Origin of the sequence: Parageobacillus caldoxylosilyticus NBRC 107762 (genome assembly GCF_000632715.1) — a bacterium.
GTDB lineage: Bacteria > Bacillota > Bacilli > Bacillales > Anoxybacillaceae > Saccharococcus > Saccharococcus caldoxylosilyticus.
In genome coordinates this window covers 110,174-136,540 of sequence record NZ_BAWO01000004.1, presented here as the reverse complement: position 1 = coordinate 136,540, position 26,367 = coordinate 110,174, and the positions used below count along the sequence as shown (strand labels likewise).

Sequence of the window (26,367 nt, the reverse complement as noted above, 5' to 3'; positions counted from 1 at the left end):
ATCGCTAAAGAAAGGATGTGAAGAAGATGGAAAAGCGGATTTTGGTTGTTGACGATGAGAAGCCGATTGCGGATATTTTGCAATTTAACTTACAAAAAGAAGGGTACGAAGTGGTTTGCGCATACGATGGCGAAGAAGCGCTGCAAAAAGTCGAGGAAGTCATGCCCGACCTTATTTTGCTAGATATTATGCTTCCACAAAGAGATGGAATGGAAGTATGCCGGGAAGTGCGAAAAAAATACGATATGCCGATTATTATGTTAACCGCGAAAGATTCCGAGATTGATAAAGTGCTTGGTTTGGAATTAGGAGCAGATGACTATGTCACGAAGCCGTTCAGTACAAGAGAATTGCTAGCGCGGGTCAAGGCGAATTTACGCCGTCATTCACAAACAGCGGCGCAAGAGGAAGAGAGTGATACGAACGAGATCATTATTGGCTCGCTCGTCATTCGTCCCGATGCCTATATCGTGTTAAAACGAGGAGAAACGATTGAATTAACGCATCGGGAGTTTGAATTGCTTCATTATTTGGCTAAACATATTGGACAAGTGATGACAAGGGAGCACCTGTTGCAAACGGTATGGGGATATGATTATTACGGCGACGTTCGTACGGTCGATGTCACGGTGCGCCGTCTTCGTGAAAAAATTGAAGATAATCCATCACATCCGTCATGGATTGTGACGCGTAGGGGAGTCGGCTATTATTTACGCAACCCAGAACAGGAGTAGCGAAAGCAGATGAAAAAAGTAGGTCCATTTCGTTCGATCCACTTTAAATTTGTTGTTATATATGTTTTATTGATTCTGATCGCGATGCAAATCATCGGTGTGTATTTTGTCAGAAAGCTAGAAACAGAGCTAGTGCAAAACTTTAAAAACTCTTTGAACGAACGGGTTACGCTGCTGGCATATAATGTGGAGCAGGCGATCAATAGAGAAAGAGACGCGAAAAGTCCGACGTTGGAAGAAGATATTCGCTCCCTTCTTCACGATTTTGTTTCCCAGGATATTTCAGAAGTGCGTGTCATTGATGACAAAGGCAAAGTATTGGCAACATCCAACCCTTATATGCAAAATATTGTAGGAAAGCGAACGACAGAAATTTATGTAAAGCGCTCGCTTGTAACGGGAGAAATAGTTGACCGCATGCTTCTTGACCCGAAGACGGGGCACCGCATGTATATTTCTTCTACACCGATTAAGTCGGGCGGTGAAGTAAAGGGAGTTATTTACATCATCGCTTCGATGGAAAACGTATTTTCGCAAATGAAGCAAATTAATACAATTTTAGCAACGGGAACCGGCATTGCTCTCGTCATCACTGCTGTGCTCGGTATTTTTTTGTCGCGCACGATTACCCGCCCGATTTCCGACATGCGCAGGCAGGCGCTGGCAATGACAAAAGGCGATTTCTCGCGCAAAGTAAAAATTTACGGGTACGATGAAATCGGGCAATTGGCGATGACATTCAACAACTTAACGAAAAAGCTGCAGGAAGCGCAGGCAACAACGGAAGGGGAGCGTCGCAAGCTGGAGTCGGTATTGACGCATATGACCGACGGGGTGATTGCGACGGATCGCCGCGGAAAGGTGATCCTCATTAATGACGCCGCCTTGAACATTTTGAATGTTTCACGTGAAACAGTGCTGTCGAGCTCCATTATTGACGTGCTTGGAATCGGTGATCAATACACGTTTGAAACGTTGCTTGAGGAGCACGACTCGCTCATTTTAGACTTCAGCACCGATGAGGAATTATATATTTTGCGAGCTTCATTATCGGTTATTCAAAAAGGGACTGGGTTTGTGAACGGGTTGATTGTCGTTTTGCATGATATTACTGAACAGGAAAAAATCGACCGGGAACGGAGGCAATTTGTTGCGAATGTTTCCCATGAGCTCCGCACGCCGCTAACCACGATGAAAAGCTATTTGGAGGCATTGGCGGAAGGGGCTTGGCAGGATAAGGAGATCGCTCCGCGATTTATTCAAGTGGTGCAAAACGAAACGGAACGGATGATCCGTTTAGTCAACGATTTATTGCAGCTTTCTAAACTCGACAGCAAAGATTATAAGCTGAATAAATCATGGATCAATTTTTCCGCGTACTTTCATAAAGTGATTGATCGCTTTGAATTAACGAAAAGCGAAAATATTAAATTTGTGCGCAAAATTCCACAGGAAGCCATTTTTATTGAAGTAGATGAAGATAAAATTACACAAGTGTTAGACAATATTATTTCCAATGCGATCAAATATTCTCCACAGGGCGGAACAATTACGTTTCGTGTCAGAGAGCTTGCCGATGAAATTATTGTCAGCGTCAGCGATGAAGGGGTCGGCATTCCGAAGGCGGACTTGGCGAAAGTGTTTGAACGGTTTTACCGTGTCGATAAAGCAAGATCCCGCAAACTTGGCGGTACTGGACTCGGGCTGGCGATTGCGAAAGAAGTCGTCGTTGCCCATGGGGGAACGATTTGGGCGGAAAGTAAAGAGCATAAAGGAACAACCATTTTCTTTACTTTACCGCTAGAACGTGATCAAAAGGATGACTGGTACGATGTATGAAACGGTGAAGACGATTGTGTTAACTTCTTTAGTGCTCGTAAGCATTATTTTAACGTTCGGATTATGGACATACCATCCAAAATACGATGTGTTGCAAAATGACGAATACATTCAGCATGTTTCCGTCAGCAACACTCAAGTAGATACAGCGATGATCGTCCAGCCTTCGCAAATATTGATTCATAAAGATAACGCCTATTATGGAATCGACAAGGATGAGGAAAGAAATGAGATTTTAAAAGAAATAAAAAAATGGACGATCGATGATTTTGAAGACATTTCTTCGACGATTCCAACCGGAAAATTTTTATCGTTTTTATACGACAAACAGAGACTGGAGCTCGTTTATCCCGATAGCATTCCCATCGATGTGTACCGGTCCATTTTGCAAATTAAAGATAAAGGGATAAAAGATGTCTATTTTGACCGCATTGTGATTCCATTAGCGAATAAAAATAAGCTCCATGTTTATTTTATTTCTACGGAAAAACGGAAAGTGTACAAGGCGCTGGCAAGCGACGTTGTATTATCGGAAGTAAACAAACTAACCGCGGAAACCGATCGCCATCCGCGCTACTTTCCTTATGTCGTTAGTGAAACGAAGCAAATTTATTTGCCGGAAAAAGAAGTGGTAATGGATCGTCTGCAGTATTATACGGACGAACTTGACCCTGATAAATTTAAAGAGGCGTTGTTTAGTGATCCAAGTTTTGTAAAAAAAGATTTAATTACATTTGGCGAAGAATATACAGATGGGTCGCGGCTAATGGACGTCGATTTTCTGCAGCGAATGCTGCTGTACGTCAATCCGGCGGCTCGGGTGGAGAACAAGGACGGGAATGAGCAAAATGAGAATTTAATCCAAAAAAGCATTGATTTTGTCAACGAGCATGGCGGCTGGACCGATATGTACCATTTTGCAAAATGGAATGAGGAGGAACGGAAAGTTATATTCCGCCTTACGGTTAACGGCCGCCCCGTGTTTAATGAATACGGCATGTCCGAAATTGTACAAACATGGGGAGATAGTGACCTTGTGAAATATCAACGGCCTCTGTTTCGTTTAGAAATTGCCGATCGCGTCAATGTGTCAAGAACGTTGTTATCCGGCCATGAAGTGATCGAAAAGCTGGAAAAGACAAAAGGATTCAGAAAGGGGCTAGCCAAAGATATTACAGTCGGCTATGAGCTTGTGAAAGATCCGGAACGTGAAAAAGTGATTATTTTAGAGCCAGCATGGTTTTACTTGTATGGCCAGACATGGAAAAAGGTACCTTTAGATAATCAGGATAGTGAAAAAAGAGGAGGGAACGTAAATGGATTGGAGTAAAACAAAGACGATTTTCATTATTACGTTCCTTATCCTCGATTGTTTTTTAGGTTATCAGTTTATGGAAAAGCGAAATAGCAGCCAGTTGGACGTTATTTTGGAAACCACCATTGAAGATCAATTGGCGGCAAACGGCATTACTTATGTCGAACTGCCGAAAGAAATCACAAAAGAGGCTTATGTGAGCGGCAAAAGCAAAAAGTTTTCAGAAGAAGAAGTGAAAAAATTGTCTGGTCAAAAGATAATCATACAGGGCGATACGGTACTAAAAGGAACATTTGAACATCCGATATCGTTTAATTTTAAGGATCCGTACCGGTTGAAGGAGTTTTTGCAGCGGCATATTATTGACGGCCAAAAATATACGTTTTGGACGTTTGATGAAAAATCGAATACGGTTACTTGCTATCAGACGTATGGCGGAAAGGTCATTTACAACAACGAAAATAGCAAACTGTTGATACATGTCAATAAACATAACGAAGCAGTCTCCTATGAGCAAACGATGTTAGACGATTTACAAAAATATGAAAGAAAGCAAGACATTGTTCCCGCCATTAAGGCAATTGAAACATTATATAAACGAGGATATTTGCAGCCGGGAGACCGCGTTACCTCAGTGGAGCTGGGATACTACGGCCTTGTGCAGTTTACCGCCTCACAAGTATTAACGCCAACGTGGCACATTGTCGTAGACGGGAAAGAAGATTATTTTGTTAACGCCTTTGAAGGACAAATCATTAACGATGAAGAGAATGTGTTGGAGTGAGAAGTAATGGCGATGCAGTTTAGTGTCTTGGCAAGCGGCAGCACCGGAAATGCATTTTATATAGAAACAGAGCGACAGCGGCTTCTGGTTGACGCAGGTTTAAGCGGCAAACAATTAGAGCAATTATTTGCGCAAATCGACCGCCAGCTGCAGGATATCACCGCCGTGTTAGTCACCCATGAACATAGCGATCATATTAAAGGATTGGGCGTGATTGCGCGCAAGTACCGCCTGCCTATTTATGCGAATGAAAAAACGTGGAAAGCAATGGAGGGGATGATTGGCGAAATCCCCACCGAGCAAAAGTTTATTTTTCCATTAGGAAAAGTGCAGTCGTTTGACGACTTGGACGTAGAATCGTTTGGTGTATCGCATGATGCGGCTGAACCGATGTTTTACGTATTCCATCATGAAGGAAAAAAGCTGGCGCTAATAACAGATACGGGGTATGTCAGTGACCGGATGAAAGGGACGATTGAAAATGCTGATGTCTTTATTTTTGAAAGCAACCATGATATCGAAATGCTGCGGATGGGAAAATACCCGTGGAATGTCAAACGCCGCATTTTAAGCGATGTCGGCCATATTTCGAACGAAGAGGCAGGGATGGCGCTAGCCGATGTCATCGGCGACCGTACAAAGCGAATTTATTTGGCCCATCTAAGTCAGGATAATAATATAAAAGAATTGGCGCGGATGACAGTAGCACAAGTGTTGGCAAATAAAGGGCTAGAGGCCGGCGGTCAGTTTGATTTATGCGATACCGATCCGAAAAAAGCAACGGCGTTAGTGTATGTCTGACTATCACTTTGTCGAAAATAGATAAACGTATTTATAATGGATTTTTTTGCTTATCCATGATTATAATGAGAAATGGGTGGTCTATCGGAAAGAACGTTCGTTGCGGAAAGGATTGGTGCGCATGGGATACTATGATGACCATTATGAGCAGTACCGGCAAATTCAAAAAAGGAAACGCAGCGGCTGGTTTGTTTCTACGTTAGTGGGCGCTGTGTTAGGGGCGTTTTTAGTAGTGATCTCGATTCCGGCTCTCTCACGGTGGGACGTGCTTCCTTATGATGTTGTTCCAAAAGAAAATGGACAGGCGCCAAATAAGGAGACAGCCAAGACGCCTTCTGTGCAGCAAAATGTTTCCGTTGATGTGACAAGCCAAGTGACGAAGGCAATTGATAAAGTGTCAGATGCTGTCGTTGGCGTTGTCAATATTCAAGAAGCGAGCTTTTGGTCGCAAGAGGGCGAAGCTGGTGTCGGTTCGGGCGTTATTTATAAAAAAGAAAATGGCAAGGCATTTATCGTCACCAACCATCACGTCGTAGAGAATGCTAGCCAATTGGAAGTAAGCTTAAAGGACGGAACGAGGGTGCCGGCGAAATTGCTCGGCAGTGACATGCTAATGGATTTAGCGGTGCTGGAAATCGATGCGAAGCATGTGAAAAAAGTGGCGGAGTTCGGCAATTCTGATACCGTGAAACCAGGAGAACCGGTCATTGCGATTGGCAACCCGCTCGGCTTGCAATTTGCCGGTTCAGTGACCCAAGGAATTATTTCCGGAACAAATCGAACGGTGGAAGTCGATTTCGATCAAGACGGCGCGCCTGATTGGAACGCCGAAGTATTGCAGACGGATGCGGCGATTAACCCGGGCAACAGCGGCGGCGCTTTAGTCAATATTGAAGGACAGGTGATTGGCATCAACTCAATGAAGATTGCCCAAGAGGAAGTTGAAGGAATCGGCTTTGCCATTCCAATCAATACAGCGATTCCGATCATTTCCGATTTGGAAAAGTACGGGCAGGTGCGCCGTCCATACATGGGGGTAGAGCTTCGTTCCTTAAGCGACATTTCTTCGTATCATTTACAGGCAACGCTGCACTTGCCGAAAAATGTAACGGAAGGAGCGGCGATCATTGAAGTTGTGCCGATGTCGCCGGCGGCACAAGCGGGATTAAAGCAGTTTGATGTCATCGTTGCCCTAGATGATCATAAAATTCGTAATGTATTAGACCTGCGTAAATATTTGTATACGAAAAAATCGATTGGCGATGAAATGAAAGTGACGTTCTATCGTGACGGGGAAAAACGTACGGTGACGATGAAGCTGGCAAGAGAATCTTTTTAGTCAAGAATGAAATGGGGAAAGGAGCGGATTCACGCTCCTTCTTCTTTTTCCACAACTGAATAAAAGGAGTGGGAGCGATGTTTATTTGCTGTGAAGAACATGTGGATATGGCTATTGATATGTATGTGGATGAAACGGAACAAGCCCCTAATATTTCATTGATTTCTGTGGATAACTCCGGTCAATCGTGTGATTTTTGCGAAAATAAGGCTGTATATATAGTAGGGAACTAATGTTTTTACACAACATGTGGATATGTGTTGTGTATATGTGGATAAATGTTGTGGATATTTTGTTTGTAAAGTGGGGATGAACTGTGAATATTACCGTGATTTCTGTTGGTAAGCTAAAAGAAAAATATTTGAAACAAGGAATCGAGGAATACGTAAAACGGCTGTCAGGCTACGCCAAAATCGAAATAATGGAAGTGCCGGACGAAAAAGCGCCAGAGAATTTAAGCAAGCTGGAAGAAGAGCAAATCAAGCAGAAAGAAGGAGAAAGGATTTTAGCGAAAATTCCTGGCGACGCCTATGTCATTGCCCTGGCGATAGAGGGGAAAATGAAATCCTCGGAACAGTTTGCCGCCGATTTAGACAAGCTGGCCACTTACGGAAAAAGCAAAGTGGCGTTTGTGATCGGCGGCTCGCTCGGTTTAAGCAAACAAGTCATGAAGCGCGCCGACGAAGCGTTATCGTTTTCCAAAATGACGTTCCCGCACCAACTAATGCGTCTCATTCTCCTTGAACAAATCTACCGAGCGTTCCGGATTAATAGAGGTGAACCGTATCATAAGTAAATGAGGTTTTTAACTTGTCAACAACGGTAACCAATATATGGTTAAAATTAGAATGATGATGTTGTTCTTCGTTAGATATTAAGAATTAATTTGATATTACGTTTTTAGGAGGAATATAAATGTAACATGGCCAATTAGTATGTTGGTTGTATAAAGTTGATATAGTATATAATAATGATATACTATAATTAAATAATGATATACTAATTTAAGATATAATTGCTGTAGAAAAGGTGTGTGGCGAGGACCCTGGATAGCTTTGACTTAGGCAGGTGCGCCTGCATCCTTTCTGCAAATATTGGGGGATAAGGATGGGAAAAATGAGTAACAGACAAACTAGAACAGACGTTATCTTAATTGGTGCCGGAATCATGAGTGCGACTTTAGGGACACTGTTGAAAGAATTAGCACCGGAATGGGAAATTAAAGTGTTTGAGAAGCTCGACAAACCAGGAGAAGAAAGCTCTAACGAATGGAATAATGCGGGAACGGGGCATTCTGCACTATGCGAGCTTAACTACACACCCGAGAAACCGGATGGATCTATTGATATTAACAAAGCTATAAGAATTAATGAACAGTTCCAAGTTTCCAGACAGTTTTGGTCTTACCTTGTAAAAAACAATCTGTTACAAAATCCGCAGGAATTCATCAGACCGTTGCCCCACATAAGTTTAGTCCAAGGGGAAAATAATGTGAGATTTTTAAAGAAACGTTTTGAAGCGCTATCGAATAATCCATTATTCCAAGGAATGGAATTTTCTGATGACCCGGAAAAACTGAAAGAATGGATTCCGCTTATAATGGAAGGCCGTACATTGAATGAACCGATCGCGGCAACCAAAATCGACTCAGGTACAGATGTTAACTTTGGCGCTTTAACGCGCATGTTGTTTGACCACTTAAAGAGGAAAGATGTCGAAATAAACTACAAGCATAGTGTTAAGGATATTAAACGTACCAGCGACGGCCTGTGGGAATTGAAAGTAAAGGATCTCAATAGCGGTTCTGTTGAAATCCATAAGGCTAAATTCGTATTTATTGGAGCCGGCGGGGGAAGTCTGCACTTGCTGCAAAAATCTGGTATTCCAGAAGGCAAACATATTGGTGGATTCCCTGTAAGCGGATTATTTATGGTATGTAATAATCCAAAAGTTGTAGAGCAACATCATGCAAAAGTTTACGGTAAAGCTAAAATTGGTGCGCCTCCAATGTCTGTTCCGCACCTTGATACACGGTATATCGACAACAAAAAAATGTTGCTCTTTGGACCGTTTGCAGGCTTCTCGCCTAAATTCTTAAAAAATGGCTCAAATATGGATTTGTTTGCTTCCGTAAAACTGCACAATCTCGTAACTTTGTTGGCGGCAGCTTTTAAAAACTTTTCTTTGGAAAAATACTTGGTTCAGCAGCTTATGTTAACGAAAGAAAAGCGCATGAAAGAGTTGCGCGAGTTTATCCCGACGGCTAAATCAGAGGATTGGGATATAGTCGTCGCGGGCCAACGTGTGCAAATTATCAAAGATACTGAAGCAGGCGGTAAAGGAACGATTCAATTTGGTACGGAAGTTGTTAGTGCTGCAGATGGCTCGATTGCTGCGTTGCTCGGCGCTTCTCCTGGTGCGTCTACTGCCGTACACGTAATGCTTGAGGTGATTAAAAAATGCTTCCCTCAACATATGCATGAATGGGAACCAAAAATTAAAGAAATGATTCCTTCTTATGGCGTGTCACTAGTGGAAAACCCAGATCTTTTCCAAGAACTTCATACTTCAACAGCAGAGACGCTCGGTCTAAGCGGAAAAGAACCGGTCTCTGGTGTAAACGAAAAAGAACCGGTTTATAGTTAATTCTTTGGCTGCGGAAACAAAGGTATTGAATGAAAAAGTTTAAGCAACACTTTTCATCAATGGACAATTGTTTCTATGATAAAGAGATTGATAAGTCAATGATTATAAAGCAGAGATATATATAAAAATTACAGAATAATAGAATATGATTGAAAATAAAACATAGAACCTTTGATCTACCTTTGGATTAAAGGTTCTTTTTTTAAATTCGCAGTTAGAGAGGCTGCGGTGAACCGTATCATAAGTGATGGAGGTTTTTAAAAATTTTCGTTAATGGAGGTGTTAAAAGCGCTGGATTATATGTGTTTTAAACATACTCGTATAATCCAGCTTTCCTTTAGTTTTGATTTCCAAAAGGTAATTGCATTGGTAACTAGATTTGCGGTAACAATTTCAAACCCTTCTAATTCTTAAGAAAGGCTTCATAAATTCGATGACATTTTCCTCGTCATCCACAAGGAGCAATTTATGTAACATTCTATCAACCCTCCCTTTAAGTATTTTCCATTTATTATACAGATTTTTATGTATTTAAGAAAATTCATCAAAACCGTAATACTTTGTCATAAGTTCACAACATTTTGTTAGTAATATGTAATTAGTCATTGTTTCCATGAAATATTGATGAAAGGAATAACAAATGACAAATCATATTAACAAATATTGGCTTGGCATGGGTGCTTGTGGCTTGCATCATTTTACAGACTTTTTTGCGGGAGCCGCTTTCTTTTCCAATGCATCATTTTGGAAAATCCATACAACATTTGTTAGTATATTTAAATTTGTTCCGATTTGAATGTTGGTTTTTGCATTTACCGGTAAAGTATCAGAGTCATTGCGCTGGCAAAGCCTTTGGTTTATTCTTGTTGATTTACTTTCAATACTTCACAGCAAATCTTCGGGCTATAAAAGAACTCCACCCTGTAATGGATTTTATATGGGTTTTCCGTTTCTGTAGCGAAACGAGCAAACGGTTGCCTCTCTCGTTCAACAACAGTTCAAATATAAATTTTTTGGATGTTAGGAAAGGATTAATTAAAGTAAAAGGGGAGATAAAAATGAAGAAAATAGGTCCTAAAGGTTTAAAATGGTTAAAAATTTTACACCTCTTTTTTGTCATTCTGTTTTTTGGAGGAATTTTGAGTTCAACAGCCTTAAACCTTCAAATTGATTTAACCAATTATGATGAGACAAATCTAATGTATAAAAACATTATCATCATTAGTGATAATGTTGTAAGATATGGTGCTGTTGGCACTTTATTAATTGGTTTCATTTATGGTTTTTTTACAAATTGGGGCTTTTTTAAGCATCGATGGGTAGGAGTGAAGTTTGTTCTTTATATAATCCAAACGATCGTTGGGATTTTTGTTGTGGACAAGCTGATGGTGGCAAATATGGAATTACTCGAAACGCAAAAAAAATTGGCTTTAAGTAATCCGGTTTTTATTCATAACCATGAAATAAGACAATATGCCGTAATGTTTCAAGTTGCAGTCACCATTTTTATTTTAATTATTTCAGTTTTAAAACCTTGGAGAAAGAAAAATGTTAAAGTAAAAAATAGTTAAGTGGAAATTTTATTGTATTTAATCAGTTTTCCATTAAATGCCTTATTAGGAAATGAAATAAAGATAATTTTTCTATGTATTAAAGAAGCAGATCTGGCAAACAGAGTAGAACCAAGTCATAAAATGATTGACAGGACAAACTAAAAAGTGTTAGCATGAAGTCCAAATAACCAATAGCGATTTTAATTTTTAGATATATAAAAATTGCACGCTTGGTTAAGAAGGATATGGTTCTTCGTTGAGCTAAGCGCTTTGATGAACGCGATGATCAATGAGGGAGGGTTTCTTCATCGCTGCTTATCAAACGGGGAATTATTTGAAAGGAGCTATGGAATGAAAGAACTTCATACGTTCGGTTGGTATGCGGCAAAAATTTCCCCGTATTTGCCGAAAAAGGCGTTTCAACCTGTTAAGTCCCGTCTTTTTGGGGGGATGGTTTATTTATTGTTGACCATCGGCGGCATCCTCGCTGTTTCTCTTTTGAATCTTCATCCGATATGGAATCTCCTCATTTCTGTTATGCTGGGCTTCAATTTCGCGTCATTAGGATTTTTAGGACATGAAATTTTGCATGGCACGGTCGTGCGAAAGCCATGGTTGCGCGATGCTCTAGGCGCGATGGCGTTTTGGCCGCTATGCACCGGACCAAAGCTATGGCGAAAATGGCACAATGTGACTCATCATGTACACACACAAGATGAAGAAATGGATCCTGACGCATGGCCAAGTTTAGAGAGATTGACCAAAAGCCGCTTATTACGCTGGGTATATAAAATTCCGTTTCCGATTCGCGCGTTTTTCGCTTTTAGTTCCTTGTCAGTGATGTTTACGCTTCATTCTATCAGGATGTTAGTGTATTTCTTCAAAGATTTTCGGTCGAAAAATCGAAGCGTCATATTGCTTCAGTTTTGCCTGCCATGGGCTACGTGGATTGGGCTATTGTTGATCATTGGTTGGGAACGTTGGTTTTTCGCCTTTTTATTGCCATTGTTCATCGCTAATTTTATCGTGATGAGCTATATTTCTACCAATCATCGTTTAAATCCTTTAGTTCCGGTGAATGATCCGTTAGCGAACAGTCTTTCGGTGACCGTGCCAAAGTGGGTCGATGTGCTTCACTTTCACTTTTCATATCATACGGAACATCATCTCTTTCCAGCGATGAGCTCGAAATATTATCCATTAGTGAAGGAGCATATTAAACGAATGTGGCCGGAGAGGTATCATGAAATGCCGATGAGTAAAGCATTGGCCACGCTTTGGAAAACGCCGAGAGTCTATTATCAGCAAAATGAGCTGATTGAGCCGCGGCAAGGTCATGTTTACGGCGTGCTAGGAAATGGATTGGATCCTGATCATATTACGTATCGAAACGTTGAGGTAGTGCCGTTTTCCAGCTTGGAAAAGAAACCGATGACCATGAAAAAAGCGGCAGAGAAAGGCGAAAATAACAAAAAGGATTCTTCATCATGAGAGTGATGAAGAATCCTTTTTGTTTGCTGTTATTTTCGACGCATCGCTTGAACGATGACATCATGAATATGCGTATTTTCATACACACCTGTTAGTTTGTCAGCTCCTGGTCCCATCGCGGTTAGCGGAACGTCGACACCTGTATGACCGGTTGTCGTCCAATCGATGGTAAACGTTTGTTCAGAATGAGCAACAGGGAGCGGCCCATCTTCGGAGGAAAGTGTTTTTCCATCTCCTGACTCATCTGTATCATTGGCGGTTTCAATTGCTAATCCACCGCATTCATGGTCCGCAAGAACGATTACGAGTGTATCAGGATGTTTCTTTGCATATTCTTTTCCGATGGCGACAGCTTTATCAAATTGTTGACCAGCTTTGAGCATGAGAGAAGCATTATTTTCATGACTCATTTCATCGATGGCTTCTTCTTCAACGAGGAGGAAAAATCCTTTTTTATTTTTGGAGAGAATGTCAATCGCTTTTTTCGTCATCTCAGGTAGCGATGCGACAGGATTGTACACATCTCCCTCTCCTTCAGGACGTTGCTGGAACATTTCTTCGTTGGCAAAAAGACCAAGGAGCTTGTTCGAGTGAGCTTGTCTTAATTCGTCAGCGTTGCTTACGTATGTATAACCTAGTTGTTTTGCCTTCTCGACAAGGTTTCCTTGCGTCCCTTTGCTTGCCTCGCTTGGATCCTCACTAGGGTGGTCAGGGTGTTTCCCTGGATTTTCGGACGGATACCAGTAATCTTCACCGCCACCTAAAATGACATCTACTTTGCTGTTTTCGAGATATTGTTTGGCAATATCGCTTTGGGATGAACGATTGGCTACATGGGCGGCGAATGCTGCCGGAGTAGCGTCCGTCACTTGGCTTGTTGTAACAAGCCCTGTCGATTTCCCTGCTTCTTTCGCTTGTTCGAGAATAGTTTGGACCGGTTTTCCATTCACGTCGACCCCAATGGCGCCATTATACGATTTTACCCCTGTCGCAATCGCGGTCGCGGCAGCTGCGGAGTCAGTTATAAATGATTTTTTGTCGGCGGAATTCGTATGGACGATTCCGGAATAAGGCATATCATCCATTTCCAGCTCCCCGTTTACTCCTTTTGTTGCCAAGCGGATTGCATCACGATGGGCAGCCCCCATTCCATCCCCGACAAATACGATAACATTTTTTGCTTTTCCTTGAGTAGAAGATGATTGTGGAGAATGTTCGTTATTGAAAAAAGCGGATGCGGTGATAGCTCCGTACGTTGTTATTGTTAATGCTGCACCTAAGGCGAGTCCTGTCAGCCATCGTTTGGTTTGGACCATATTTGACACTCCCTTTTCTTATTTTTACAATCATTATGATAAAAAAGAAAATTGAATAGATTATTAATAAAATGTAATTATTGTGAAAATGTTCGAGAAGGAGGGAGAAGCGTTGCATCCATTTACGAAGGAGTTATCGGTGAACGGACGATGAAGATTTTAGGGAGAAATACGAATGTGATGGACGAGAAGGTGACATTATTGGCTCTGGCGATAAAGTGAGAATCAGTCATGTTCATGAGGGGGCATGGCTCGTGTGAAAGGAGGAGCTGTTATGGATATTCAAGTAAGCGCATTAGGAGCAATCGTAGCATTAATCATTGCCATTGTATTGATTTTACGAAAAGTTTCCCCCGCCTACGGAATGATTGCCGGAGCTTTCATTGGTGGGATTGTTGGCGGAGTTAATGTGACGGATACGGTCACGGTGATGATGGAAGGAGCAAAAGGAATGGTTCCCGCCGTCTTGCGCATTTTGGCCGCGGGGGTGCTGGCGGGAGTGTTAATGGAATCAGGGGCGGCGGCATCGATCGCCAAAACGATTGTCGGCAAACTTGGCGAAACGCAAGCTTTGCTTGCGCTTGCGACGGCGACAATGCTGCTGACGGCGGTTGGCGTGTTTGTCGATGTTGCAGTCATTACTGTTGCGCCGATTGCCTTGGCGATTGCCAGACGGGCGAATATCTCGAAAACGGCGATTTTATTCGCAATGATTGGCGGTGGAAAGGCGGGAAACATTATGTCGCCAAACCCGAATGCCATCGCCGCAGCCGATGCGTTTCATGTTCCCTTAACGTCGTTGATGGCGACAGGGATGATTCCCGCGGCGTTTGGCCTTACTGTTACGTACATAATAGCAAAAAAGCTTGTCGGGAAAGGAACGCCTGTCGATGAAGAGTGGGAAGGGAAAAACGATGGATCGGTGCCGCCGTTTTTCACGGCCATTATCGCTCCGCTCACTGCCATTTTATTGCTTGCGTTGCGGCCGCTGTTTCATATTGCGATTGACCCGATGATCGCCCTTCCCATCGGCGGCATTGTTGGTGCGCTGGTGATGAAAAAAGGGGCCCATTTAAATACATTCATGATGTCGGGATTAGCGAAAATGTCCGGCGTTGCCATTATGTTGGTCGGAACGGGGGCATTGGCGGGGATTGTTGCCAATTCTTCGCTAAAAGATGTGATTGTCGATGGATTGGATCATTTCGGCCTGCCTGCCTACGTGCTGGCGCCGGTTTCCGGAATTTTCATGTCCGGGGCGACTGCTTCGACGACTGCTGGAACCGCCGTCGCAAGCAGCGTCTTCGGTCCGACAATTATGAGTCTAGGCATTTCTGCATTAGCTGGAGCCGCCATGATTCATGCCGGAGCGACGGTGCTCGATCATTTGCCGCATGGCAGCTTCTTTCATGCGACGGCAGGCAGCGTCCATATGGAGATAAAGGAACGGCTGAAATTAATTCCGTATGAGTCGCTGATCGGTTTGACGCTCACCGTCATCTCGACGCTTATTTTTGGTGTCTTTCGCTTGTTTTCATGATCACAATGGGGGGAAAGAAGATGAAAATCGTTATTGCGCCAGATTCGTTTAAAGAAAGTCTGTCCGCACTCGAAGTAGCGAATGCAGTGGAAAAAGGTTTCCGCGAAGTATTTCCGGAGGCGGAATACGTGAAAGTGCCGATGGCAGACGGCGGAGAAGGCACCGTCCAGTCGCTCGTTGACGCGACAGGCGGACGCATTGTCAAAACGGAAGTGACCGGACCGCTCGGGGAGCGCGTGTCGGCCTTTTTCGGCATGCTTGGCGACGGAAAAACGGCTGCGATTGAAATGGCGGCCGCTTCCGGTTTGCACCTTGTCCCACGGGACAAGCGCAACCCGCTGGCGACAACAACAAGAGGAACGGGAGAATTAATCCGCGCCGCTCTCGATGAAGGCGCTGAGCATATTATTATCGGCATCGGCGGGAGCGCGACCAATGACGGAGGAGCCGGAATGGTGCAGGCGCTTGGCGGCCGCCTTTTAGACCGCCGCGGCCAGGAAATCGGCCCGGGAGGCGGCAGCTTGTCTGAATTGGCCGACATTGATCTTTCCGGGATGGACGCGCGGCTGAAACATGTCAAAATTGAGGTGGCCTGCGATGTCGACAATCCGCTGACGGGCCCAAACGGGGCGTCGGCGATTTTCGGTCCGCAAAAAGGGGCGTCGCCGGAAATGGTCGCGGTGCTCGATCAAAATTTGCAGCACTACGCCGCTGTCATTGAACGAACGTTAGGGAAACAAGTGAAAGACATCCCTGGCGCCGGGGCGGCGGGCGGTTTAGGCGCGGGGCTGCTTGCCTTTCTGAACGCAGAGCTAAAGCGCGGAGTGGACATTGTACTGGAAACAGTGAAATTTTCCGAGCGAATTCAAGGCGCTGCGCTTGTGATCACCGGAGAGGGGCGCATCGATGGGCAGACGATTTTCGGAAAAACGCCCGTCGGTGTCGCAAAAGCGGCCAAGCGGTACCATATACCAGTCATTGCCCTTGCCGGTTCTGTTTCCGATGACAGCGACGTTGTACTGAACCACGGCATTGACGCGCTTTACAGCATTGTCCCGGGAATTATTTCACTGGAAAAAGCCATTGAAAACGCAGAATATTATATTACAAAGGCAGCACGAAACATTGCTGCGGCATGCAAAATTGGAAAAAGTATGGAGTAAAAAGTCCCTTCGATTTAAGGGACTTTTTTAATTTAATATTAAATGAAAATTAAAAATATTTTATAATATAAATGTTATTAGACGAATAGATATAGGGGGATTGAAGTGGAGAAATTTGTAGAGTGGTTAAACGGGATTATTTGGAGTCCGGCGTTAGTCGTTCTTTGCATTGTAACAGGTCTTTTTTACTCACTGCTTACTCGCTTTTTACAAGTGAGGCACATGAAAGAAATGATCAAGCAAATGTTCCAGGGCAAAAGCTCAGAGGCGGGAATTTCCTCTTTCCAAGCGCTGTCGCTTGCATTGTCCGGACGGGTCGGGACAGGGAATATCGCCGGTGTCGCGACGGCGATTGCATTTGGGGGGCCTGGCGCCGTCTTTTGGATGTGGCTCATTGCATTTATAGGGGCAGGCTCCGCGTTTGTCGAAGCGGCGCTTGCGCAAGTGTATAAAACGAAGCAAGATGGCCAGTTTCGCGGTGGTCCAGCCTATTATATTGAAAAAGGCTTGAATATGAAATGGTATGCGGTCTTATTTGCAGTTGTGACGGTGTTGGCGACCGGTGTGCTGCTTCCAGGCGTGCAGGCCAACAGCATTGCCGAAGGGATTAAAAATGCTTTTGGGATCAGCCCGACGGTTACGGGAATTGGCATTGTTATTCTTTTAGGTGTTATCATTTTTGGAGGCGTCAAACGGATTGCACGTGCAGCCGAATGGATTGTCCCGTTTATGGCGCTAGGGTATATCTTAATGGCCTTATTTATCGTTTTTGCCAATATTTCCGAACTGCCGCACGTACTCGGTTTAATTTTCCGCAGCGCCTTTGGCATGGACGCAGCGTTTGGCGGCATTCTTGGCGCGGCGATTTCCTGGGGTGTGAAACGCGGCATTTATTCCAATGAAGCGGGACAAGGGACGGCGCCGCATGCAGCCGCAGCGGCGGAAGTGTCGCATCCGGCGAAACAAGGCTTAGTTCAAGCATTTTCCGTCTACGTCGATACATGGTTTGTATGTTCGGCGACGGCATTCATGATTTTAATCACTGGCATGTATAATGTCACACCGGAAGGAAAAGCGCCGATTGTGCAAAAACTTGGAGATGTGGAGCCGGGGCCTATTTTTACGCAAAAAGCGGTGGAAACGGTATTTCCGGGCTTTGGGGCGCCGTTTGTCGCAATTGCTTTATTCTTCTTTGCGTTTACGACGATTATGGCCTACTACTATATGGCAGAAACGAACATCGCATATATGGCCCGCCTATTAAAGCTAAATAAGGCAAACTGGCTTCAATATGCATTAAAAGTGGCTATGTTGGCAGTCGTATTTTACGGATGCATAAAAACAGCGAAACTGGCATGGACGCTGGGCGATATTGGTGTCGGAAGCATGGCTTGGCTCAACTTGATTGCGATTCTTTTATTGACGAAACCAGCGTTAAAGGTTCTTAAGGACTATGAACAACAGAAAAAAGCCGGAAAAGATCCGGTCTTTGATCCAGTAAAACTAGGTATTACCGGTGCTGACTTTTGGGAAAAAGAATATCCAACCTCTCACGCAAAAGCAGTAAACGAAGATTAATACAAAGGGAGCTGTCTACACGCAGACAGCTCCCTTTGGTATTATGCGCGCGGCCATGAGGAGATCGCTTCCAGTGTTCCTTTAATGGCAAAGCGGCCAAATTGATGCGGCAAAATAAAATGATCTCCTTTTTTCAGTATGTAAGAACGTTCTCCGGATACGAGTTCCCCTTGTCCGGCAAGGATGCTGACGATCAAAAAATGCCGCGTTTGCTCGAATTCGGCAGTCCCGTCCACTTCCCACTTTTGCACGCCAAAATAGTCGCTTTCGATAAAGGTGGTAACGACAGCGCCGTCCATTTGTGTGACGCGCGGGTGAACGGCAGCATCACGATGCGGGACGGTAATGACGTCAAACGCTTTGTCTAAATGGAGTTCGCGTTTCTTCCCGTTGCTGTCGACGCGGTCATAGTCGTAGACACGATAGGTCGTGTCTGAGCTTTGCTGTGTCTCGAGGACGAGCGTCCCTTCGCAAAGGGCGTGCATCGTGCCGCTCGGGACATAGAAAAAGTCGCCGGGCTTGATTGGGACTTTGCGAAGCAGTTTGTCCCACTGTCCTTGTTCCATCATTTCCTTCAGTTCTTCTTTCGTTTTTGCATGATGCCCATAAACAAGCTCTGCGCCTTGTTTGCAGTCGATAATATACCAGCATTCTGTTTTCCCGAGTTCGCCATTTTCATGTTTTTGCGCGTAGGCGTCATCAGGATGCACTTGTACTGATAAATCGGCGTTGGCATCTAAAATTTTCGTCAACAATGGAAAGCGATCTGATGGAAAGTGGCCAAATAAGTCGCGGCGCTCTTCCCAAAGTTGTCCCAGCGTCATTCCTTGAAACGGTCCGTTTTTAATCACGGTTTGACCATTTGGATGGGCCGATACCGCCCAGCATTCGCCTGTATGCGGCGACGGAATCGAATAGCCGAATCGTTCCGCTAGCTTTGTACCACCCCAAATGCGCTCTTGAAAAATAGGAGTGAGAAAAATTGGCTCAATTTGCATGGGAATCACCCCTTTTATAGAGTTATACATGAATGCCATATCTTCATTATACATTATACTTGTTCGAATAATTGCATGATTTCTTCTTTTGTTTTTGCTTGTAAAAGATGTTCGCGAAATTCATCATCCATAAGTTTTCGAGATAAGAATTGAAGAATTTTTAAATGTTCGTTACTCGCTTGTTCTTCTGGCACAGCGATCATAAAAATGAGCTGAGCTTTTTCGCCATCTAAGCTGTCCCAGTCTACACCGCTGCGTTTTACCCCGAAGGCAACACACGTTTGTTTTACAGCATGACTTTTGCCATGAGGAATCGCAATACCAAATCCGATGCCTGTGCTTCCTTCCATTTCGCGATGATACAGCGATTGTTTATATGCTTCTTTGTCGTATAAGGCGCCAGAACGATCGATCATGGTAGCCATTTCTTCCATAATCTCATCTTTCGTTTCCCCTTTCAGTTGTAGCTCAATCAATTCCATAGTCATTAATTCTGTTAATTTCATTTCCGATTTCTCCCCTCTTTCTAGATTTGAAGTAATTGATAAATTCATCTGCTGTTTTGCAGATAGATAGCTGTTTTAGCATTTGTTCGTCCTCGGAAAGAAGAGCTATTTCTTGAAACAGTTTTTTTATTTGCCTGTTATCGTTGAGACGGTGGGCAATCATCAACACAAATTTTACCTGCTCACCATCCCAATCAATTGGTGAAGATAAACGAGCCACGGCAACAACAGATTGATTAATCCATTGAATTTGACCATGTGGAATGGCGATTCCCCCACCGATATATGTCGAGGAAAGCGCTTCACGCTCTTTGGCGCTTTGTCCATATAGTTGTTTTACATATCCTCGTTTACAAAGTTCATTTGCTATATAGTCAATGGCTTCAAAGCGATTGGAAACTGATATATCAAGAAAAATACATGAAGGGTTCATTAGTTGTCTCAACATTTCATAACGGCTTGGCCGGGACACACGTTCTATCCATTGTTCTATCATGTCAAGTTCTTGTTTTGGCAGCAGTGGGCTTACCGTGATCACAGGAATTTTTCGATGTTCCAATGGAACAGTACTAATAAGCACATCTGGCTTTGTCGCAGCAATGATTTCATTGAGTTTCGCGATAGATGCAACAGCAGCAATCTCCAATTTTGGAAAGGCAGCGGATATCTTTGCTTCGATGAGCCGGGATGTTCCCGAACCAGTGGCACAAACAATAACCGCTCTTATTTTTTCATTCTTGTGCTGTATCCGTTCCAAAGCCGCTTGAATGTGAAGAACAATATAGGCGACCTCATCCTCGGGAATTGGAACATTTATTTTTTTCTCGACTTTTGGGATCAGTGACAACACGATTTCAAACGGATAGCGATACATTTGTTTGATATCTTTTAATAAGGGATTTTTTACGGCTAACCCGTTCCGCAATCGATTGAGTGTAGAATGAATATGGATCGTAAGCCCGATTAATAACTCTTTATCTTTACGTAAACGTTCATCGGTATGCAAAGAAATATCATGAATAAGCTCTTTTACGATTTGCAATGCTTCGTTGTCCATTTTTGTTAACAGTTGCTCGATATCTTTTTTTTCATTTGTCTGATCATATCGCAATCTTGCGCCAAGCAGATGCAACGTGATATATCCAATTTCTTCATCAGGGATTTTTACAGCAATCCATTGTTCGATTTGTTTTGCCAATTGTTCGGCAAGCCGATACTCTGGTTTTGTTTGCAACTCTTGCAATTGATTTGTATGGATATCAATACGATGGCCCATTTTGATCCGTTTGATTGCGATAGCGATATGCACTGTTAAACTGATCACAGACTGATCGGTAAGAGGAAATTCAAGCCATTCATCCATTTTTCGTATTTCTTTTTCAATCAAGGCAAGCTCGTATGGCTTCAATACGTCTTCGATTAATTTTAGTTGCTTGGCGTCGAATATATAGTAAGAATGGTCTACAAGAAGTTCTACTAATCGCGATAAGGCGGTACGCCATGCCTGTTCGGTTCCTTCTACTTTTATGCCGAGGTGAGGTTTCCGAATAAGTACGAGGCCGAACGATTGCAGCCATTGTTCGATTTCTTCTAAATCATTTTGAATAGCTGGTTTACTAATATAAAATCGTTCGGCGAGCTGTTGCATCGTTACCGGTTTATCTTCTGTGAGAAGTATTTTTATTAATTGAAGTTTCCGATAATCTTGGGAAGAATTTGTTTCTTCAAGCCGGGCCAAATCATGAAGAAGCTTTTGTTTTTCCGTCTCTTTCCCTCTAATAATGACTCCGACACTTGGTTTTCGCTCTATAACAATGTTTGGGTATTTCTCGGAAAGAAATTCATCGAGTGCTTTTAAATCGTTACGAATCGTTTTTTCCGAACAAACTAGTTGACTTGCCAACGTTGCAACCGAAGTATGCGTATGAGCAGCTAATAACTGCTTTAATAATTGTTTATGGCGGGAAAGCATCAATGCTCACCTCCTTTTTCAATAGATAAAAAGGGAGAATCTTTGCCTATAGCAAAGATTCTGAAATGAGGCGAACTAAACAGGTTTTTTAATGGCATTGACAAGTAAAGCAGTGACAACCATTCCGATAATGATGGATACGAAAAACATCGGTACATGTTCTACAGCTTGGAATACTGCAACAATCGGGCCGCCGTGTGGTACATGGTCGGTAACACCGCTTAACATGGCAATGACGGAGCCGACCATCGAACCGATCATAATGCTTGGGATGACGCGAAGAGGATCTCGCGCTGCGAATGGAATAGCGCCTTCAGTGATACCGACGAGTCCCATAGCGAGTGCCGCTTTTCCAGCTTCCCGTTCTTCTTCCGTAAATTTGGATTTATTAAGTAAAGTGGCTAATCCTAGTCCAAGAGGCGGTATACAAATCGCTACAGCAATCGCCCCCATGATATGGACATTTCCTTCTGCAATCATAGCAGAACCAAATAAAAAGGCAACTTTATTGACAGGCCCTCCCATATCAAACGCAATCATTGCTCCGAGAATCATGGCAAGAATAACTTTGCTAGCTCCTTGCATACTATTGAGCCACGAAGTAAGCCATTCCATAATGCCGGCAATTGGCTGTCCAAGGATAAAAATAAAAATGACTGCTACAAGGATCGAGGAAAATAATGGGATTACAAGTATTGGCATAATAGGTTGAACGATTTTCGGAACAGGAATACTTTTAATCCATTTTGCAATGTAACCAGCTAAAAATCCAGCAATAATTCCTCCGATAAATCCAGCGCCTGCTTCGCTGCCATAAAAACTTCCATTTGCTGCAATATAACCACCAATCATACCAGGCGCGAGACCAGGGCGATCAGCGATGCTCATTGCGATGAAGCCAGATAAAATTGGAACCATGAAGGTAAAGCTAGCCGCTCCTACATTGAGAATATCGTTCCATATAGACCCTTTTGGAATAACAAGACCTTTGTCCGTTGGTTCGCCGCCAATAGCGAGAGAAAGAGCAATTAAAAGCCCACCGATCACGACGAATGGAATCATATAGGAAACGCCATTCATCAAGTTACGGTAAATAGGACTTTGTTTTTGTTTTCTTTCTGTTTTTACTTCTTCAATCGTTTTGAGTGTATCGGACTGTGGCTTTCCGTATACTGGAACTTCGTTACGTTCAAATTTAGCAATGAGCTCTTCAGGTTTACGGATACCGTCTGTGACGGATGCCTCGAGCACTCGTTTTCCATAGAAGCGACTTTTATCTACTTGTTTATCGGCAGCGATGATAACTCCGTCTGCAGATTGAATGTCCTCTGGAGTTAACTCATTTTCCACTCCAATGGAACCTTGTGTTTCTACTTTAATTTCATGTCCCATTTTTTCAGCTGCTTTTGCTAGTTTTTCGGCGGCCATATATGTGTGTGCAATACCGTTAGGGCATGAAGTAATGGCAAGCAGTTTCAACGTTGTTCCCCCCTTTTTATTGTAAGCCCTTTCACAATTTAATATTAACGTAATTCGACATCGGAAATAGAATAAATAGATACCGTAAGTTCCGGTAAAAAGTTGTGGAATAGAGAAAGAGCCGCCTTATTTGGGCAGCTCTTGATTATGATGGATAGTCCTCTATTTTGTTTAAAGGCCGTTGCGCCGGTCCTTCGACGACATCGCCGTGAATAGAGAAGCGCGAGCCGTGGCACGGACAGTCCCAAGTGCGGTCGCCGCTGTTCCACTCCAGCTCACATCCCATATGGGTGCATGTCGTATCAACGATGAACAATGTCCCGCTTTCATCCTTATACGCGCCAGCGCGCTTTCCGTTTACGGTCACGACCGCGCCCTCGCCGTTGGCCAAGTCTTCCGGCTTGCGGACGGCCACTTCGATTTTCCCTTCGACAAGATGTTTTGCGACATCGATATTTTGCGTAAGAAAATGTTTGACGCTTGGGTCGGCATAAAACCGCGACGGTGTATATAAGTCACGGTAGCGGTTGTCGCGTCCTAGGATCAGGTCGCTGATTAATAGCCCCGCCACTGTTCCGTTTGTCATGCCCCACTTGCGGTACCCTGTCGCGACATAAATGTTCGGCGTGTCCGCGGTCATGTTCCCGATGTACGGCACTTTATCGAGCGTTGTTAAATCTTGCGCCGACCAGCGGTAAGGGATGTCGGTCACCGTAAATAACTCCGAGGCAAACGACTGCAATGACTCGTAATGCCGCATTGTTGGAACGCCCTGTCCTGTCTTGTGGTTCTCCCCGCCGATTAAAATTAAGTTTTCTCCATTCATGGTGGTGTAGCGGACGGAACGCTTTGGGGTGTCCGCGCTTAAATACATGCCGCCAGGATAGGTTTCAGCGATTTTCACGCCTAATACGTAAGAGCGTTCCGCATACATGCGCGAGAAATAGAAACCGCCGTCATAAAACGGAAAATGGGAACAAATGACGACATGTTCGCACGTCACCCGCTTTTTGTCGCGGGTGACAACGGTCAGCGCCTGTCCTTGTTCGATATCCGCGGCAGGCGTGTATTCGTAGATTTTTCCGCCCGCTTGGACAACCGTGTCGACTAGTTTCATTAAGTATTTCAGCGGGTGAAATTGGGCTTGATTTTTCATGACGACCGCGGCTTTCGCCGGAATCGGAAGCGGGATCGTTTCTACAAACGCCCCTTCGATGCCGAGCTTTTCATATGCTTTCCATTCATTGATTAATTTGGTTAATGAGTCGGAAGAAGTAGTGTATATATATGCATCCTGTTCCATAAAATCGCAATCGATGTCGTGCTGCTCGACCGTATTGCGGATAAAACGCAATGCGTCCATGCATGCTTCATAGTACAGTTTCGCCTTTTCCTGTCCAAGGTGTTGAATAAACTCATCATAAATGATGTCGTGCTGTGCCGTAATTTTTGCAGTCGTATGACCGGTTGTTCCGTTGAGAAGGCGATCGGCCTCTAATAAAGCGACACGAACCCCCTTTTTAGCAAGCAAATAAGCAGTGGTAATTCCAGAGATTCCTCCGCCGATAATGGCAACATCGGTACGAATATCTTCTTCTAGTTTTGGAAACGAAGGCAGCTCGACAGATGTCCGCCAATATGGTTCCAGTGATGATGGAAGAGATGGCATAGATTACGCAGGCCTCCTTTAATAGTATTTTTATTAGTTTGGCTTTATGAGGGAAAAACTATCCGCCAGTATTAGAAAATATGTGTACGGAAAGGCAGGTGTAAAAAACGGCATCGGCTTTTTCTTTTTGGTAATTGCACGCAAGAAAAACGAAAGATGATACAATAGGAATAAAGAATGATACGTATATTTTATAAAAATAATAGTTAAAGGAAGATCGGGAGTGAATAAATATTCAAGTTTTCGTGAAGAAAATGCAGCTGTTTGGCACGATAGCTCGATTTTGGAGCATTACGGTTTAAATGAACTAAATTTTGAATCGGTAAAAAGTTATCGCGAAAAATTTGCTGCGGTAAAACCTAATCATCCGTGGAATGGGTTGGAGACGAAAGAATTTTTATACAAAATTGGTGCATGGGGAAAACTGCGGGACAGCAGCAAAGAAGGGGTTACATTAGCAGGATTGTTAATGTTTAGCGAGGAACGCATCATCACGGAAGTTTTACCACAATACTTTCTGGAATATCGGGAAAGTTTGAACGGTATAGTAACCGACGACTGGACGACGCGGTTTACCTCGCAGGATGGTACATGGTCGGGTAACTTATATGATTTTTATCATAAAGTCATCTCACAGCTTCAGCACCATGAGATGGATTCCGCGCTGCAAACAGCGGTGTACGAAGCGCTAATTAATGCGATTGTGCATGCTGATTATTTAGGAGAAGGCGGCATTATCATCGAAAAAGAAAATGGCATATTTCGTTTTGCCAATCCGGGGCTGTTCCGCATCCCGGTCGATTCTGCGCTTTCGGGACATATGAGCAATCTTCGCAATCCGAATTTATTTAAAATGTTTATTTTAATCGGCCTTTGCAAGCGGGCCGGATTTGGTTTAAAACATATTGCGGCTACCTGGAATGATCGGAGCTGGAAGCAGCCAGAATTTATTCAACATTCGAATCCGGAACGGACGATCGTTATACTATATCCATTTCATTTTCCAGCGGAAACAGCGGCTGCCTATGAAACAGATATACCTCAAAATATGAAACAGCATGATGAGGAAGAAATCGATATTTCATTTATGGACGAAGAAACGGACTCCGTAAATAACGATCCCAACTTCTTAAATAAGGAGATTAACTCCATAAATAACGAGATATACTCCGTAAATAAAGATGAAAAGTCCGTAAATAACGAACCAAGCTCCGTAAATAACCTGTCCGACTCTGTAAACAACGGTGTTAACTCCATAAATAACGAATCTAACTCCGTAAATAAATTGTCTAACTCCGTAAATAATGAGTTGCCTTCTGATGAAATCGACGAGAAATTATGGAATATTGCGGAGCTAGCGAGAAAGAAAAAACGATTGCCACCAAGTGTGATGGAAAATATCATTTTACAGCTTTGTGCGCAAAGGCCGCTGATGTTAAAGGAATTAGCGGCTCTGTTGGAAAGAACGCCAGATGGATTAAGAAACAACTATTTAGGCAAGCTATTGGAGGAAGGAAAAATCCGTCTGAAATATCCAGATCAGCCGAATCATCCGAAACAAGCGTATATGAAAGCAACGGAATAGGAAGGCGCCCATTAGGCGGCCTTCTTTTTTTATGTTGTATCGAAGTCTTTTGCAATGTT

The 26,367-nt window shown here is 43.4% G+C and carries 22 protein-coding genes; 16 read left to right on the top strand and 6 right to left on the bottom strand.

Annotation, left to right across the window (positions count from 1 at the left end; translation table 11 throughout):
• Positions 1–26: 26 nt before the first annotated feature.
• From yycF to desB, 12 genes are all read left to right on the top strand, one after another.
• On the top strand, positions 27–734 hold the full coding sequence (gene yycF / locus GCA01S_RS02330) for a response regulator YycF (RefSeq protein ID WP_042406981.1): 708 nt from the start codon (positions 27–29) through the stop codon (positions 732–734).
• A 9-nt stretch (positions 735–743) separates the two neighbouring features.
• Positions 744–2,573 carry a cell wall metabolism sensor histidine kinase WalK gene (gene walK / locus GCA01S_RS02325; RefSeq protein WP_017435788.1) on the top strand — a complete coding sequence of 610 codons (1,830 nt, stop codon included), beginning with the start codon at positions 744–746 and terminating at the stop codon, positions 2,571–2,573.
• Positions 2,566–3,903, top strand: a complete 1,338-nt coding sequence (locus GCA01S_RS02320) for a YycH family regulatory protein (RefSeq protein WP_017435789.1) — start codon at positions 2,566–2,568, stop codon at positions 3,901–3,903. Before walK ends, GCA01S_RS02320 begins: the two co-directional genes overlap by 8 nt.
• Positions 3,890–4,672, top strand: a complete 783-nt coding sequence (locus GCA01S_RS02315) for a two-component system regulatory protein YycI (protein WP_017435790.1) — start codon at positions 3,890–3,892, stop codon at positions 4,670–4,672. Before GCA01S_RS02320 ends, GCA01S_RS02315 begins: the two co-directional genes overlap by 14 nt.
• Positions 4,673–4,678: 6 nt before the next feature.
• Positions 4,679–5,473, top strand: a complete 795-nt coding sequence (locus GCA01S_RS02310) for an MBL fold metallo-hydrolase (protein WP_042406976.1) — start codon at positions 4,679–4,681, stop codon at positions 5,471–5,473.
• Between the two features lie 121 nt (positions 5,474–5,594).
• Entirely contained in the window at positions 5,595–6,812 is a 1,218-nt protein-coding gene (locus GCA01S_RS02305) for a S1C family serine protease (RefSeq protein ID WP_042407033.1), read from the top strand.
• Between the two features lie 77 nt (positions 6,813–6,889).
• On the top strand, positions 6,890–7,045 hold the full coding sequence (locus GCA01S_RS19150) for a CxxH/CxxC protein (RefSeq protein ID WP_017435793.1): 156 nt from the start codon (positions 6,890–6,892) through the stop codon (positions 7,043–7,045).
• Between the two features lie 83 nt (positions 7,046–7,128).
• Positions 7,129–7,608 carry a 23S rRNA (pseudouridine(1915)-N(3))-methyltransferase RlmH gene (rlmH, locus tag GCA01S_RS02300; RefSeq protein ID WP_042406972.1) on the top strand — a complete coding sequence of 160 codons (480 nt, stop codon included), beginning with the start codon at positions 7,129–7,131 and terminating at the stop codon, positions 7,606–7,608.
• A gap of 320 nt (positions 7,609–7,928) precedes the next feature.
• Positions 7,929–9,458, top strand: coding sequence for a malate:quinone oxidoreductase (locus GCA01S_RS02295; protein WP_026078506.1), 1,530 nt, complete (start codon positions 7,929–7,931; stop codon positions 9,456–9,458).
• Positions 9,459–10,098: 640 nt separating this feature from the next.
• Positions 10,099–10,254: a DUF6220 domain-containing protein gene (locus GCA01S_RS21255; protein WP_017436995.1), complete on the top strand. Its 156-nt coding sequence runs from the start codon at positions 10,099–10,101 to the stop codon at positions 10,252–10,254.
• Positions 10,255–10,516: 262 nt separating this feature from the next.
• Positions 10,517–11,029 (top strand): DUF2269 family protein, encoded by a 513-nt coding sequence (locus GCA01S_RS02290; protein ID WP_017436994.1) that lies wholly within the window; start codon positions 10,517–10,519, stop codon positions 11,027–11,029.
• Positions 11,030–11,362: 333 nt separating this feature from the next.
• Complete coding sequence (desB, locus tag GCA01S_RS02285) at positions 11,363–12,502, top strand: Delta(10) desaturase DesB (RefSeq protein ID WP_042407030.1); 1,140 nt, start codon at positions 11,363–11,365, stop codon at positions 12,500–12,502.
• 29 nt (positions 12,503–12,531) lie between these two features.
• Here the strand turns inward: desB and GCA01S_RS02280 are convergent, their stop codons facing one another.
• A complete protein-coding gene (locus GCA01S_RS02280; RefSeq protein WP_042406969.1) occupies positions 12,532–13,818 on the bottom strand; it encodes an alkaline phosphatase in 1,287 nt (428 codons plus the stop codon).
• Between the two features lie 274 nt (positions 13,819–14,092).
• Between GCA01S_RS02280 and GCA01S_RS02275 the strand changes: the two genes are divergently transcribed.
• From GCA01S_RS02275 to GCA01S_RS02265, 3 genes are all read left to right on the top strand, one after another.
• Positions 14,093–15,358 carry a GntP family permease gene (locus GCA01S_RS02275; protein WP_042406967.1) on the top strand — a complete coding sequence of 422 codons (1,266 nt, stop codon included), beginning with the start codon at positions 14,093–14,095 and terminating at the stop codon, positions 15,356–15,358.
• Positions 15,359–15,378: 20 nt separating this feature from the next.
• Positions 15,379–16,521 (top strand): glycerate kinase, encoded by a 1,143-nt coding sequence (locus GCA01S_RS02270; RefSeq protein ID WP_017436990.1) that lies wholly within the window; start codon positions 15,379–15,381, stop codon positions 16,519–16,521.
• Positions 16,522–16,626: 105 nt separating this feature from the next.
• Complete coding sequence (locus GCA01S_RS02265; RefSeq protein WP_017436989.1) at positions 16,627–18,099, top strand: alanine/glycine:cation symporter family protein; 1,473 nt, start codon at positions 16,627–16,629, stop codon at positions 18,097–18,099.
• Positions 18,100–18,140: 41 nt separating this feature from the next.
• Here GCA01S_RS02265 and manA read toward each other — a convergent pair whose 3' ends face one another.
• The 5 genes from manA to GCA01S_RS02240 form a co-directional block, all read right to left on the bottom strand.
• The gene (manA, locus tag GCA01S_RS02260) at positions 18,141–19,097 is read right to left on the bottom strand and encodes a mannose-6-phosphate isomerase, class I (protein WP_042406965.1); all 957 of its coding nucleotides are present in this window, start codon (positions 19,095–19,097) and stop codon (positions 18,141–18,143) included.
• A gap of 53 nt (positions 19,098–19,150) precedes the next feature.
• Entirely contained in the window at positions 19,151–19,603 is a 453-nt protein-coding gene (locus GCA01S_RS02255) for a PTS sugar transporter subunit IIA (RefSeq protein ID WP_017436987.1), read from the bottom strand.
• The gene (locus GCA01S_RS02250) at positions 19,566–21,575 is read right to left on the bottom strand and encodes a BglG family transcription antiterminator (RefSeq protein ID WP_042406964.1); all 2,010 of its coding nucleotides are present in this window, start codon (positions 21,573–21,575) and stop codon (positions 19,566–19,568) included. The genes GCA01S_RS02255 and GCA01S_RS02250 overlap by 38 nt, the downstream gene beginning before the upstream one ends.
• A gap of 75 nt (positions 21,576–21,650) precedes the next feature.
• Positions 21,651–23,054, bottom strand: coding sequence for a PTS fructose transporter subunit IIC (locus tag GCA01S_RS02245; RefSeq protein ID WP_042406962.1), 1,404 nt, complete (start codon positions 23,052–23,054; stop codon positions 21,651–21,653).
• A gap of 145 nt (positions 23,055–23,199) precedes the next feature.
• Entirely contained in the window at positions 23,200–24,723 is a 1,524-nt protein-coding gene (locus GCA01S_RS02240) for an FAD-dependent oxidoreductase (RefSeq protein ID WP_017436984.1), read from the bottom strand.
• A 223-nt stretch (positions 24,724–24,946) separates the two neighbouring features.
• Between GCA01S_RS02240 and GCA01S_RS02235 the strand changes: the two genes are divergently transcribed.
• On the top strand, positions 24,947–26,308 hold the full coding sequence (locus GCA01S_RS02235; protein ID WP_042406959.1) for an ATP-binding protein: 1,362 nt from the start codon (positions 24,947–24,949) through the stop codon (positions 26,306–26,308).
• The last annotated feature ends 59 nt before the right edge of the window (positions 26,309–26,367 follow it).